Below are 13,784 nucleotides of genomic sequence, written 5' to 3'. Positions count from 1 at the left end.
CGAGCGGCGGATTGATTACTTCCCGATGCATTCCAAAACGACTCATGTCTGACGTTCCCCCCTTGAACAACATACTATTTCTTCCATATAATAACATTAACTACAGTAGAGGAGGACATAAAGATGTCGATTCGTTGGAAGGAAGAGATGCTTCAGTTCGAGACATTCCGTGAAGCCGAAGTCTGGGCGGAGTCGATCACGAATGAGATCCATGGTCGTTCAATCACCGGTTATTGCCCCCCTGACTTTAAAGTCGCATCGATTCTTGCTTTTTATCTAGCGGAAAACTCAGATTATCGTGTACGTTCGGCAACGGTCCACCTCGATCAAGAGATCTATTATCAAGTCTGGGTCGAGATAATTGATTCACTCTGACTTCATGAATTGTTCCAAGACGATTTCCTGAAACGCTCGCGCTACAGGTGAACCCCACTTTGACTGTTTCGTGAGCAGATGGGCATACATCGGACAGGATTTAAAACGAATGGAACAACAACAGAAACCTGTGACCTGATTTGCCGATAGTCCGCTGTTAAATGGTCAACATGCTAAACAATTTAGCCATGTCCAATGCTTAATCGGAATCGAAAGAGATGGTGCAACCGTTGAGACGAGTGCCGTCTTACAAATCTTTAAAGATACTGATACGCACCATGTCCGAATCAAATGTGACGGCAACCGCGAGTAATTTACGTTACATGTATCGACATGGAGTAACATACAAAAACGGGAAAGAGGTTATGTCATGAAAAGAATCGTTTTGTTATGCGCTCTCTCAATTATAACTGTATGGCCGTTAGCTGCTTGTAGTAATGAAGTGAAAATGCAACATACAAGTGAAAAACCGACAGCACTAGACGTATTAGGAGAAGATTCTACTGCTGACATTTTTCAACTAAATGATACGATCTACAAATCAGATGTAAAATGGGCAGAGAAAACAGAAGTCACTAAGAGTAAAAAAGTCGGAGAAATCAAGAAAATGAGTTCTGATCAATACGATTTTGATAATGGAACTGCTACGAAGCTCTCAAAGGGTACCGTCATATACTCTACGAAAGAAAGGAATGAAATTCTTTTGGTGAGTTTTAAAGGGAAATTAAAAAAATACGTTGCTTTAGGAGAAGGTTAAATGGATTACAACTTGTAGAAACCCCTTATTTCAATCACGAAACGAGGGTTGTCTATAAGAAAAGGCATCCTCAACTGGGATGCCTTTTCTTATTAAGATAATAGCGAATCTGATCAGCCGTTAACGACTTTTTCTGCTACTTCCTCATTCATCGATTGACGATTAATCGAGAGGTGTTCGCCTTCTTTCAACCGTTTTCGATATTCAGCTGTCGCAGTGAACAAGACATCTGTCGACGAGTTTAATGCTGTCTCAAATGAATCTTGCAACACACCGATGACAAATCCGACAGCAACGACTTGCATCGCAACGTCATTCGGAATCCCGAATAAGCTACACGCGAGTGGAATCAAGAGAAGCGATCCCCCAGCGACACCAGAGGCGCCACACGCACAGACGGCAGCGAGGACACTTAAGATGATGGCTGTTGGAAGATCAACTTGAATACCGAGTGTGTTTACCGCAGCAAGCGTCAAGACGGAAATCGTGATTGCAGCCCCTGCCATGTTAATTGTTGCACCAAGCGGAATTGAGATGCCGTACGTCTCTTTATCAAGTCCAAGCTTTTTCGATAGTTCCATGTTGACCGGAATGTTCGCAGCCGAACTACGAGTAAAGAATGCCGTTATTCCGCTTTCTCTAAGACATTTAAAAACTATTGGATAAGGAANNTTTCGCGTAAACATTTGAAAACGAGCGGATACGGATTTTGACGGACGTTGATATAGACGATCAATGGATTAACGATCAGTGCAACGACAAGCATCGTCCCGATCAGTAACCCTAGCAGGCTCACGTAGTCAAGAAGTGACGAGAGTCCGTTCTCTGTAATTGAACCGATGACAAGCCCCATGATACCGAGTGGCGCAAGCTTAATGATCCATCCAACCATTTTCGCAAGTGCATCTGAGAAGTTCGAGATGAACGTTTTTGTAGAATCCGACGCATTTTTAAGCGCTAATCCTAAGATGATCGCCCACGTCAGAATGCCGATGTAGTTCGCTTGGACTAATGCATTGACGGGGTTATCGACCATGTTCAAGACAAGCGTCTTCAGGACTTCGATGGCATTCCCAGGAGCTGTCAGCTTTTCTGTGCTCTCTGTCAATGTTATCGAAACCGGGAACAAGAAACTAACGATGACCGCAATCGCACCCGCTAAAAAAGTACCGAGCAGGTATAAGAAGATGATTGATTTCATGTTCGTTTGCTGTCCCTTTTTATGTTGCACAATCGAAGCCATGACTAGGAAAAAGACCAAAATCGGCGCGACTGCCTTTAGTGAGGAGACAAATAATGTTCCAAAGATGGTCAATGAACTCGCTACTTCAGGAATCGTGACGGCTAAAATAATACCAATGACTAAGCCGATCGCGATTTGTTTCACTAAACTGATTTGGTTCCACATCTTCAACAATTTCATACATTCCCCTCCAGGCTTTCAAAAAATAAGATATTAGAATTCGAAAAATGAGGACTTCTCTCTCTCATTCCAAAACGATGAATGATCTGGTCGCTCACTTTTCAAAAAATTCTCTCAGTTTATTGTTTTCTATTTTTACATAAATCCTAAGAAATAAAAACTAGTTTTTCGCAAGAAATATAATTCCTTTTCCTGGATGTTAAATAAGAATACGAATGCAATCGATTGCATAATTACAAAAAAAGTAGAAGAAGATGCGTTCCTTCTCCTACTTCATTATGTAAACTAAAATGTTTCACAGATGTTGATTGACCTTTATTCTCTCTTCAGCAGTCTTCTCGAATTTAGTATTGACAGGTATCGTTAACGCTTTAAGTGTCGGATGAATTAAGAAATAACCGGCAAAGCCAAAATAGCCGATACCAGAGATCAATAAGATTGCTGTACTAGAAAACCATTCTCCGAACATACCTCCCGCAAAATAACCAAGTGGACTTAACGACCCTAACAGTGAAGAGAGAAACGAAAAACCTGTTCCTAAATAATCAGACGGAAGATTGACCTGAATGAGTGTATATAAATATATACTGTTCACCCCAATACCGATCCAAGCGATTCCGAATAAGACGATTGATAACAGACCAGCATCTTTCATTAAAAACGAACTAATCCAAAACAGTCCGGACAAGAGCGCAGCAATCGGCATGACACGATTGAGAGCAAACGTCTCCAAACGACTTGAAATCAAAGTCCCGATCATCGTTCCGAGTGAAATCGCTGCTAACCAAAATCCATACTCTGCTGACGTCTCAGAAATGATTGGTAACACCGCAAGTCCCATCGTCGCAAGAAAATTCATTCCGATGATGCCATAAATGATGGTCAATAATTTCTTTTGTTGCTTGACAACATAGTATCCTTCTTTGAAGTCATGCTTATACTGTTTCCAAAAGTTTCGTGAGGAAATGGGTTGTTCTCTTTTTGAAGATGGTATTTTGAGTACGAGCAAGAATAAGAACCCGATCCCTAGCAATACGATACTATTCGCAGCGAATACGATTCCGACACCGACAAATAGAATCACAATGCCTGCTAACGCGTCGGCAATCAAATCAAGCGTTTGATAAGAAAAGGCAAACACCGAATTGACCTTCGTCAATTGATCTTTCGATGCCAGGCGTTCGATGAGTGTATTTTCGGTTGGATACGAGATTTCCGCTAGTGTTAACGCTAAAAACAACATGATGAACAGCAATGGAATCCAGAGCGTCTCGTTAAAATAGAGTAAAGTGATGAATCCGACTAAAATCGCTTGTCCAATGCCTGAGAAAAACAGGATCTTCTTTTTTGAATAGCGATCGATAATCGGACCATACAAAAATTGAATCGTTACCGGTAACACAGCAATCGTGCTCGTTAATCCAACCAGGAATGGCGAATTCGTCGTTGTCTTGACGAACCAAACGATCGCAATCATATAAAAACTGTCTGATATATTCATCAAAATCCTACCGAGCAACAAAGCTGATAGTTGTTTATTCAACCAACTTCCTCCTCTTCAACAGTTAAATTTAATTGAACTTTATTGTAGAGTAAAGGACTGGAAGAAAAATGTAAAGTGAAAAGTTCAATTTTATTTAACTCAAAGTATAAAAAAAAGTGCTTCTCGTAAATAGAGTCTTTACGATAAAGCACTTTTATATTAGAGATGGCGTTCTAGAATTGCGAAATTTACTGATAACGCTGAAAGCTAATTTAGTTCAATCAGTTATCGCTTCTATCCCTCTTATCATTCGCTTGAATTTCGGATGATCATCAATCCGATTGGTGAAGTTTTGAATCCAGTGTTCTATAACATCCGAAGCTTCATATCGCTTCATCACTCGTAACATCGTTAAAAATTCCGATGCATACGCAAGCTCCATCGACTCGACGATCGTCAACCCTTCTAAGAAACACCGACTTGCTTCTTTCTCTTCACCGAGTTCAAGATGCAACATCCCGATATAAAGAATCGTACTTGATCTTGCTCGTGGTTCATCTAACCGCTCGACATGCCTCGACAATAAATCAATCGCACGTCGTCTCATATCAAATATTGCTAACCCAACAGCAGCATGGGTAATCCAAGTGTATCGGTTCATAATGAAATTCTACTCCTCAAGAGATAGTTGATTTTTTACGTTTAACAATCCAGAGAACAACGAATAATATCACCTCAAGAATCAAAAATATCCCTACAAAGAAATAAAGACCAAATACCTGACTGAATCCATCTATGGCTACTACGTAAAACCATTTCAAAGAAATAATGACTGTATACGCGAGATTTACGACTGTACTTCGTAACAAACTCTTTTTTAGACTTTGTGTGTTTCGCGCTTGCGTAATGATGATGACGAGTGCACCAATCGCCCAGACAAGTAAGATCAGTTCTAAAATATATTGATCATTTGGTATGACATCCATTCCCTATTCTCCTTTTCAGCAGACTGACTAAAATGATTTAAGTGATACCTATATTTTACAGCATCAAAAAGTCTTCCAGTCTTCCGAAAGTTAAGTGAATACGTTTTTAAAGATCTATGTCAGAATGGTCCTTCATTTTCCTAACCCGAACACTTTTCTCCTGACCGATGTGATCAGTTTCTTCCAAACGGTGCTGTACGACGAGAAGAACCAACACAATTGCTGATATCACACAAATCGTCGCATAATACGGTTGAGCAAATCGTTCCAACTCAATCGCAGATAACACCTGTAAAATCGTCAATCCAGCTAACATCCCGTGGAAATATCTCTGGTAGTTGCGCGGCATTCCGGCTTGTCCAAACGTCTCATACCAGACGAATAAGCCGAGTCCGAACGCGAGTCCGTTTAGGATCGGTGAAGGCAGGAGAAACAGGAGGATTCCAAGACTAAGCATCAACCAGGCGTATCGAATAACTGGCTTGAAGAAAGCAGGATCGAGCGTCGGTTCTTCTTCCTCGATGACAGGCGTTGCTTTCTCCTCTTCGGTCAACGGTCGAAAACCAATTGCTTCTCTCTCTTCTGCTAAGTCGAGCATCCGCTTTTTCATTCCGAAATAGAACGGAAAACGTTCTTTGACAACCTCCCCTTCATCCGTTTGACCATCCGCTTGTTCTTGTACGGATACCTGATACAGCGTGCGCCCCATCCGGTAACTGACCCAGTACTCGGTCGTTTGTCCATTATTGCGTTTAAGCTCAATCACCTTGGCTTGTTGATTCGTCATGATATGTGATTCCTTTCGTCGCAAGTTCCTTTAGTTGTTCTGACGCATACAACAGGAGAATGAATCCTGAGATGAGACAGATCGTTCCGTTAATTGAGAGATTGATTGGTGATAAATAGTTTTTTGATGAGCCCGCTAACGCGAACATGAAAAGTGCTCCTGACCAGCGATACATGCGAGAACGTAAAGATTTTTCTTCGAGATGCATCGGCCAGAAAATCATCAGAACGATGAGTGTTATGTATCCCGGAATTGGCAAGATATCAGTCAGCGTCAGTAATCCACTGAACAAGATCAGTAGAGCGCTTAAAATACGTAACTTTATGATGCGTCGGTCGGCTCGAAAATCCATCACTTCAGACAGAGCAAAAGGTGATCGCATGTATCCATCGTCTAATTTTTCACGTACCCATGCTTTTTTCTGACGATACGCGCGCAAGGGACTTTTGAAGACGATCCGCTTCGTTGCGGACTCCTCATTCGTTTCCATCATGTCCTCGCTATCAATCACCTGCTCTTTTCGAGCAACCCCTTCCCGGCAGAATAAAGTACGCCCTTCTTGGTGAAAGACGATGTGATACACATGATCGTCGACTTGTTTCAGTAATTGAATCATGATTTGAGCTCCCTTTATCTTGCTTTCTAACTTCTTTTAGGTCTCACCAAGCTGCACTGACGGCGTATAAAATGAACAGACCACCTAAGACACAAACGTAACCGTAATGTCTGACGGTCAACGAACAAAATAGGATAACACCAATCGACAAAATAATACTGAGTACGAATGAATCCACCGTGTCGACGCTATCTCCGTGTCCTGCTAAAGGCGTCTTCAACGCATGCTTCGACCGAATGAAATAGATGCCTAGCGTTAATAAAAAGAATCCGATACCAAGGCCAAGGAAAGCTAATACCATAGATGTTCCCTCCGGCAAATGTATTTGTTTCGTTTAGTAAGTCATTATGTTTTCATAAAAGTTATTATACAACTAATACATACGATATTTTTTTTATTAAGTTTCAATCACTAACTTTTCTATTAAATGGATAATGTATTTTCGGTTTCATATGTATCTTTTTGCCTAAAATAATAAATTAGTCAGATGACTACCATATAAAATTGAAAACTATTTCTTTAGTGATAAGATAAGGGATTTTGTTTCAACATGACGTCAAGTTTGTAGAAATAAACAAAAAATCTATTCCTAATTTTATGGAATAGATTTTCTGCATACATTCATAGGTCTCTTAGGATTATTTACATCAAAAAGAAAGAGTGGTTCTTAAAAGAATATAGATTACTGCCTTCTTACTTTTCCTGTTCGAGTAATATAGTTTTCTTCAGTGATACTAGCAATATGACTGCTTGCTTTAAGCGAATAAAACAATCCGATAAAGATACACAATATACCGAATAGCTGTAGCCACCTTAGATATACATTTCCGAAAAAAACGTCTAATAAAATAGCCACTGTAGGGTCGACAAAAACCATAGAAGAGACAACTGTCGTTGGTAAATGACGAATGCTATTGAAAAACAGAAAATAAACTATACCTGTATGAATAACTCCGGTTACAGTGACGTACATCCACTGAGAAGTATCAATTACTTGATAGTTATTAAAATGAATGAATGGAAGTAACACAATCAGACCGATCACCATTTGAATAAAAGTGGTCGCATATACACTAGTTTTTGTAATACTCTTTCCTAATAGCATTGTTGCTGCATAGAAACATGCTGCGATGATGCTGTACACGATCCCCCTCCAGCTTTCTGAAGCAAACCGCACACCATCGGTACCTATAATACTCAATGTTCCAATAAAACAAACTAACATAGATACATACATGAGTTTCGTCTTTTTTTCTTTAAAGAAAAGACTACCCATCACAAGAACAATAATAGGAGCTAAGTGATATAAGGTTATGGCAATTGTAATGGACGTTCTTTCAAATGCTTTAAAAAGAAACACCCAATTACAAACATTCGTCATACCACAACAAGCAATGTATATGAGTTCTTTCCTATTCCATTTTTCCCTTTTAAAGCGTCCAGATACGATCCATGCCATTATAAGAAATACAGCAGCACAAATACATCGAACCCACACTAATTCAATTGCCGGAAGACCTGTAAAAGTTGAAAAAAAGCCAATTGATCCAAAGATAGTCATAGCTATAATTAGTTGAAACAAAGCATTCTTGTTCATGTCTATCGCCCCTTTTTGCTTACACATTTATTCATCGTTGTGCAGGCAATCCATCACGCGTAAGAATATTTTTCCACATTTCATCCGGAATGGAGAGCGTTTGTTGATCATCGCGTGACAAGGTCGTACGAATTTCTTCTTCTCTTCCTGCTATTAGTTTTCGAACCCAATCTGGTTCCATTAATAACTCTCTTCCTAATCCGAATAATGGAATTCCTTGTTCTAATACGTTCAAGGCATCATCTGGTGTGTGTATAGAACCGAGTGACAGAAAACTTGTTCTATCCGCAATCACATCCCGAAAAATCTCTGATCTTGTTTTTGTTTGATTTGAACCACTTCGAGGCATGGACCAAACGTTTTTGACTGAAAGATGGAGGTACGACAAGCCTTGATTAGACAATCGATCTACAAAGGCGATTGTTTCCTCCATGTTCAAACCATTCTTTTCTGGTTCTTCTGGTGAGAAGCGATAACCAATAATAAAATTATTGTTCGCATATTGATCTCGGACTCGTTTTACTTCTTCAATAACAGCTAATGGAAAGGACATCCGTTTTTCTAGTGTTCCTCCCCACATATCTGTTCGAAGATTTGAATATCTCGAAAAAAATTGTTGAATCAGATAGCCGTTGGCTCCATGAATTTCCACACCATCAAACCCTGCACGTATAGCTATCTCCGTTGCTCGTCCAAAATCCTGAATAGTAGATAGAATTTCTTCGTGTTCTAACGCACGTGGAACGTAATCATCACTTGAATCCTTGTAAAGGCTCGCCACGATACCACTCGGGCTAACCATTCGCCTTTCACTTATGTATCCGATTAGACTCTCGCTACCTCCATGATGAAGCTGAAGGATTGCTCTTGCTCCCTTTTCTTTTATTTTATTAGCCAACTGCGAAAGACCTGGTATATTGTGTTCTCCATATGCTTTCATTTGACGAGGAAAACTAGTCCCGAGTGATGAAATGGTCGCAGCCGCGGTAATAAACATAGCTGGTCCTTGTGCTCTTCTGCTATAGTAATCCAACTCTCCGGAAGAGACGCTTCCATCTATATTTCCTGAATAGGTGGTCATCGGTGCAACAACGACTCGATTCGCCAAAGTTACTCCATTCGACAAGGTATAAGGTGAAAGGATTTTTTCATACTTCTGATTCATCAATACATCCACTCTCCAATTCTTTTATTTTTTGATTCAATCTGTCTGTTTTTAGTGTATTTGTAAAAATAAAATAAGTAAAATGAATGTTTTTCATTCTAATCATTTGTATCTCTCATGTATAATACAGAAAAGGATGTGAAGTACATTGAATTTATTTCAATTAGAAGTGCTTTTAAACGTAGTGGAAAGTGGTAGTTTTACGAAAGCAGGTCAAAAGATTGGACTGACACAATCTGGAGTAAGTCATAACATTACAACACTGGAATCTGAACTAGGAGTAACACTTTTGAATCGAGGACGAGGTGGGACATCGTTAACTACTGCAGGGGAATATATTATTCCACACATACGCAATATTGTGACAAACATGGCTCATATAGAGCAAAAAGTTTCTTCTTTGCAAGGATTAGAATTAGGAAAGATTGCTGTTGGGAGTTTCCCAAGTTTTACAGCTACCTTTATACCGATTTTGTTTTCTATATTCAAAGAACGTTTCCAGAATGTTGAATTGGTGTTGTATGAGGGTGGCTATGATGATATTGAAAAGTGGGTGGAAGAAGGTACGGTGGATCTCGGTTTTACAGCATTACCAGTTAAAGGTTTCGAGAGTATAGCACTGACGCAAGATCCTTTATCTGTTGTCGTATATGATGGACACCCTTTTATAGAAAAAGATGTTGTTACGATAGCTGATTTCGAAGAGGAATCATTCATCATGTTACGGTCTGGATGTGAAGTCCTTATCGAGGAGGAATGTCGTAAAGCTGGTCTTTCATTACGTACCTCATATAATAGTAAGGAGAATGAAACTGTACTGTCTATGGTGAAAGGAAAATTAGGTATTAGTATTATGCCAAACTTGGCAGTTCCTAAACGGGAGACTCATGTTCATCTATTACCCTTACATCCTCCTGTGGTTAGACATCTCGGATTAATTGTCAAGTCCTCAGACAAAATGACGCCTCTTTCCAAAGAATTTCTCAAGATCGTGAAAGCACATTTCGATAGTCATAAAATCTAATTATTGATATTAGGATAGTGCGTACAGATACATTCACTTACAGATAGCACGGATTCTGGAACAGTCGTCTTGTCCATGTACTCTTTTCGAAGGGTTGGTAGGATGAGATAATATCCTGCTGATAAGTAGTGCATGATTCGGCTCCTTGTCATGTAAAATGAATTCAACGAGTGTAAGTAATGGATTCGGTACGATAGATGAAGTAGAAAGGAAATGAAAACATGGATAAAGATCAAGAAAGAGTGCTCGTCCAATCGTTTTTCGTCAAACGCGTTCAAGAGCGCGTTCTGCATGAACTGTTCACACCAAAGAAACGAGATATGGCGCTTCAGCGGTTAGATCACCGGTATTTAAGCATGCTGAAGAATGATTACTTGATTGAAATTAAACCACCTAATTCATGGCCTGAGGATACGTATGATTTATTGAAGCAGCATGGTGCACCGGATATGTGCTATTGTCTATCAGAAAACGATCTGATCAGCGGGAAAACGTTACCTCTACGTGAAGCACTCGAGCACGCCATCGGCTTTGGATTCGCCTCGATCATTTCCTGTATTCCAGGCGAATTGGCGTATTTCGAAGCGGAGCAATCTTTCGGTCCACCACCTCGCTATCTATTGAAGAAACCAAGCAATCGGTAAATATCGTCTTTCATCCATGCTTGGTTTCTAACAACTACGTCACGTGGTCGTACGCCAAAATTTGCTGAATGCATATCATCATCCTCATGTTCCTCTTAGTCTGCTTCGTATATGCCCTCTCTGAAGTCGTACACTTGACTCCATATCTTGATTTTAGTGCCATTGATTGTCACCGTATCCTTCGTCCACTTCACTTCTTTTATTTCGCGACAAGGATACTCCCAGTACATTCTACGCTTTTCTCCGTTCTTATTTTCCATAATGCCGAGCATTGCATAATCCACCGTCGCACCACCATTTGCGCGGTAAAAGCGAACCGTATACGCCTGATCGGGCGATGTACTTTTTGAGATATATTCTTCTTTTGGAACAACATTGATATCAACTAAGAAAAATAGTCGATAGATCATCCATACAATATATACAGCCAAACTTATGCCAACTACTATTCCAGTTATTTTCAGCTTTTTTCTCACTTTTCAAAAACTCCAATTTTTATATATTCATCAAAATTTAAACGATTAGTCGCCCCAAAAACAAATCAACGCGTTCTGATAGACAGATGCGATACACATTCGCTTCAGCAACTCTAAAAATTGATGCAGTTCCATTACTCGTTTGTCTGACTGATGCATCACCCACGGCTCATTCGCATAATAATTCGCTTGATTCATCATCCACGCTTCCTTCGGTGTGCAATAGCGTTGAATAAGTAGTTCGCAAACTCCGATCAACTCATTCACTTCTCTCGCTCCAAACAACTTATCAGTGTAAGGATCGAGATTAATCAAGAGATCGCAACGATTAGATATCCTTGCGAAGTCTTCTTTCAAAAAGCGTTGGACGTTACTCGGATACCAGAGAGTCTCTTTTTCATTTTCTGGCATTTCTTTTAAACTTGTACTAATTCCAAACATGATGTCCTCCCTTTTATCATCCGACCGGATGTCAATCATAGTAGTCGATGCCGTCTCCTTTCGGAAGAAACGCTTTTACCTTGTCTTCAGTATCAAAACAAGCTTCACTCGAAAACAGGTAATAGCCCATGAAATCATGCTCCATCGTGATGAATGACATCTCTTTTGTCGCACGAATGACAGGAACGATACGTTCTTTTTTGAAAAACCATCCTTTGACCATTTTCCGCTCAAACGTCAGGAGATTCGTAAACGATATGAAATAAAAATCGTTTACTGCCGCATACCAATACGTTTCGTCCAGCAGACGCTCAAGTTCGCTCGCATCGTTCACTTGAACGCTATAAAAAGGACTGCTCTTATCTGATTGAATCTTTGTGTAGAACAGATTTTCCTTCTGAAAAAACGGTTCCACTTCTTCATTGGTAAAACCACCACCGAACGTGACGAATATTGGAAAGCGATTCAGACGTGTCAAAAATGCTTTAGTACTTCATTGGAATCATGTTGATAGTCTCGTTTCTCGTCATTCGGAATACATCCCATCGAATAAATCGACTTAACAGCACCTGGTGGATCAATATCGAGATAGTGGTCTTTGACCACTTTTGCATGATTCGTATGTTCATCGAGATAGATATATAACATAAAAATTCCTCCACGTATTCTGCTAGATCCATCTACATAATTCAACTGCTTGTTTCATCAATAGAATTCAATGGTACCATCGTCAGGAAAGATGGCTTTCACCTTGTCCTCGGTATTAAAACAGGCTTCATTCGAAAACAGATAATAGCCCATAAAATCATGCTCCATCGTGATGAACGACATCTCTTTCGTCGCACGAATGACGGGAACGGTACGTTCTTTTTTGAAAAACCATCCTTTGACCATTCTCAGCTCAAACGTCAAGAGATTCGTAAACGATATAAAGAAGTTTTCATTCACAGCCCCATACCAATAGGTCTCATCTAGCAATAGCTCAAGTTCGCTCGCATCATGCACCTGAACGCTATAGTATAAGTTCTTATTTGGTCGAACCTTTGTATACGATAGATCGTGCTTTTGAAAAAACGGCTCGACCTCCTCGTCCGTAAAACCTCCACCGAACGTGACGAAAATCGGGTAGCGATTGAGACGCGTCAAAAATTGTTTTAAGACTCGATTTGAATCGCCTTGATAGTCTCTTTTAGTTTCCATATCCGGTAGACAACCCATCGAATAGATGAAGTCGATACGTTCTGGTCGATCAACGTACAAGTATCTGTCCTTAAACACTTGTGCGTGATCCATACGCTTCTCAAAATAGACATATAACACGATGCCACTCCTCTCTCAATCACTTTATTACCGCCGATTTTATCGTCTGGAAAGAGTGCTTCTATTCGATTACTGGCACTACTCTCTTTTTTTAATTAACTACCGTCTTACTTTTGTCATTTCAAACTTCAAAGTGAACCTTTTAAACCAAAGCCGCTATGAATCAGCGGCTTCTTAGTTTTCACTCTGTTTCGTGATTAAAATATGCGTTCTTTCAGGAATCTCAATGTCTTCTAACTGATCAAGTGCCAATGATAACGTCATACTTTTCACTTGCGGATAGGACTCTTCCCCAATCCAACAGGTATACAGTTCAAATGATTCACCCTCGTCTAAGAAGTCATTCATGAACGTAAACAGATAACGCAGCTTTTCCTTTGACCCCTTTGAAATGCTGGAATCAAAAGGTTCAACGATCTCGATGCCCCAGTGACTCGAAATTTCATATACATACCATTTATGAAAATGCTTCGTTTTTACTTCATACAGACAGTCTTGATCCGCAAAACAGGGGCCGATATATAAAGGAACGGTTTCACCTTTTTCATCTAAATTGAGATACTGTTCAGGAATTTGTCTCTCCATACAGATATATGATGCTAAGCTCATTATGCTTCCTCCTTCTGTGTGATGTTTACATCATTAATTGGAAGACGTCTTTCCATTGTCTATCTTTCCAAAATGCGCGAT

Annotated in this window: 18 protein-coding genes and 1 pseudogene; 4 read left to right on the top strand and 15 right to left on the bottom strand. The window is 39.9% G+C overall.

Annotated elements, in window-relative coordinates:
* The first annotated feature begins 123 nt into the window (after positions 1–123).
* Both B2751_RS06580 and B2751_RS06575 read left to right on the top strand, forming a co-directional pair.
* Positions 124–375 (top strand): hypothetical protein, encoded by a 252-nt coding sequence (locus B2751_RS06580; RefSeq protein ID WP_396210753.1) that lies wholly within the window; start codon positions 124–126, stop codon positions 373–375.
* 370 nt (positions 376–745) lie between these two features.
* Positions 746–1,132 carry a hypothetical protein gene (locus tag B2751_RS06575; protein WP_290749925.1) on the top strand — a complete coding sequence of 129 codons (387 nt, stop codon included), beginning with the start codon at positions 746–748 and terminating at the stop codon, positions 1,130–1,132.
* Between the two features lie 113 nt (positions 1,133–1,245).
* Here B2751_RS06575 and sstT read toward each other — a convergent pair.
* The 9 genes and pseudogenes from sstT to B2751_RS06530 form a co-directional block, all read right to left on the bottom strand.
* Positions 1,246–2,555: pseudogene (gene sstT / locus B2751_RS06570) on the bottom strand (serine/threonine transporter SstT).
* Positions 2,556–2,850: 295 nt separating this feature from the next.
* Complete coding sequence (locus tag B2751_RS06565) at positions 2,851–4,098, bottom strand: MFS transporter (protein WP_290773706.1); 1,248 nt, start codon at positions 4,096–4,098, stop codon at positions 2,851–2,853.
* Positions 4,099–4,315: 217 nt separating this feature from the next.
* Positions 4,316–4,699 (bottom strand): hypothetical protein, encoded by a 384-nt coding sequence (locus tag B2751_RS06560; RefSeq protein WP_290773704.1) that lies wholly within the window; start codon positions 4,697–4,699, stop codon positions 4,316–4,318.
* Positions 4,700–4,715: 16 nt separating this feature from the next.
* Positions 4,716–5,024, bottom strand: coding sequence for a hypothetical protein (locus tag B2751_RS06555; RefSeq protein WP_290773702.1), 309 nt, complete (start codon positions 5,022–5,024; stop codon positions 4,716–4,718).
* Between the two features lie 106 nt (positions 5,025–5,130).
* Positions 5,131–5,811 carry a hypothetical protein gene (locus B2751_RS06550; protein WP_290773700.1) on the bottom strand — a complete coding sequence of 227 codons (681 nt, stop codon included), beginning with the start codon at positions 5,809–5,811 and terminating at the stop codon, positions 5,131–5,133.
* Complete coding sequence (locus tag B2751_RS06545) at positions 5,783–6,427, bottom strand: hypothetical protein (protein ID WP_290773698.1); 645 nt, start codon at positions 6,425–6,427, stop codon at positions 5,783–5,785. The genes B2751_RS06550 and B2751_RS06545 overlap by 29 nt, the downstream gene beginning before the upstream one ends.
* 43 nt (positions 6,428–6,470) lie before the next feature.
* Entirely contained in the window at positions 6,471–6,728 is a 258-nt protein-coding gene (locus tag B2751_RS06540; protein WP_290773696.1) for a hypothetical protein, read from the bottom strand.
* Between the two features lie 381 nt (positions 6,729–7,109).
* On the bottom strand, positions 7,110–8,024 hold the full coding sequence (locus tag B2751_RS06535; protein WP_290773695.1) for a DMT family transporter: 915 nt from the start codon (positions 8,022–8,024) through the stop codon (positions 7,110–7,112).
* A gap of 31 nt (positions 8,025–8,055) precedes the next feature.
* The gene (locus tag B2751_RS06530; protein ID WP_290773693.1) at positions 8,056–9,189 is read right to left on the bottom strand and encodes an NADH-dependent flavin oxidoreductase; all 1,134 of its coding nucleotides are present in this window, start codon (positions 9,187–9,189) and stop codon (positions 8,056–8,058) included.
* A 148-nt stretch (positions 9,190–9,337) separates the two neighbouring features.
* Here B2751_RS06530 and B2751_RS06525 point away from each other — a divergent pair, with 148 nt between their 5' ends.
* Together B2751_RS06525 and B2751_RS06520 are read left to right on the top strand one after the other, a co-directional pair.
* The gene (locus B2751_RS06525; RefSeq protein WP_290773692.1) at positions 9,338–10,213 is read left to right on the top strand and encodes a LysR family transcriptional regulator; all 876 of its coding nucleotides are present in this window, start codon (positions 9,338–9,340) and stop codon (positions 10,211–10,213) included.
* A gap of 221 nt (positions 10,214–10,434) precedes the next feature.
* The gene (locus B2751_RS06520; protein WP_290773691.1) at positions 10,435–10,857 is read left to right on the top strand and encodes a hypothetical protein; all 423 of its coding nucleotides are present in this window, start codon (positions 10,435–10,437) and stop codon (positions 10,855–10,857) included.
* Between the two features lie 95 nt (positions 10,858–10,952).
* Here the strand turns inward: B2751_RS06520 and B2751_RS06515 are convergent, their stop codons facing one another.
* The 6 genes from B2751_RS06515 to B2751_RS06490 form a co-directional block, all read right to left on the bottom strand.
* A complete protein-coding gene (locus B2751_RS06515) occupies positions 10,953–11,333 on the bottom strand; it encodes a DUF5412 family protein (RefSeq protein WP_290773690.1) in 381 nt (126 codons plus the stop codon).
* Positions 11,334–11,378: 45 nt separating this feature from the next.
* Positions 11,379–11,774, bottom strand: a complete 396-nt coding sequence (locus tag B2751_RS06510) for a hypothetical protein (RefSeq protein ID WP_290773689.1) — start codon at positions 11,772–11,774, stop codon at positions 11,379–11,381.
* A gap of 31 nt (positions 11,775–11,805) precedes the next feature.
* Positions 11,806–12,252 carry a hypothetical protein gene (locus tag B2751_RS06505; protein ID WP_290773688.1) on the bottom strand — a complete coding sequence of 149 codons (447 nt, stop codon included), beginning with the start codon at positions 12,250–12,252 and terminating at the stop codon, positions 11,806–11,808.
* The gene (locus tag B2751_RS06500; RefSeq protein WP_290773685.1) at positions 12,249–12,422 is read right to left on the bottom strand and encodes a hypothetical protein; all 174 of its coding nucleotides are present in this window, start codon (positions 12,420–12,422) and stop codon (positions 12,249–12,251) included. The genes B2751_RS06505 and B2751_RS06500 overlap by 4 nt, the downstream gene beginning before the upstream one ends.
* Before the next feature lie 57 nt (positions 12,423–12,479).
* A complete protein-coding gene (locus tag B2751_RS06495; RefSeq protein ID WP_290773682.1) occupies positions 12,480–13,094 on the bottom strand; it encodes a hypothetical protein in 615 nt (204 codons plus the stop codon).
* 174 nt (positions 13,095–13,268) lie between these two features.
* Positions 13,269–13,703 carry a hypothetical protein gene (locus tag B2751_RS06490; protein WP_290773679.1) on the bottom strand — a complete coding sequence of 145 codons (435 nt, stop codon included), beginning with the start codon at positions 13,701–13,703 and terminating at the stop codon, positions 13,269–13,271.
* Positions 13,704–13,784: the final 81 nt, after the last annotated feature.

This window comes from Exiguobacterium sp. UBA6282 (genome assembly GCF_002440475.1).
Lineage (GTDB): Bacteria > Bacillota > Bacilli > Exiguobacteriales > Exiguobacteriaceae > Exiguobacterium_A.
This window is presented reverse-complemented; position numbering and strand designations above follow the sequence as displayed.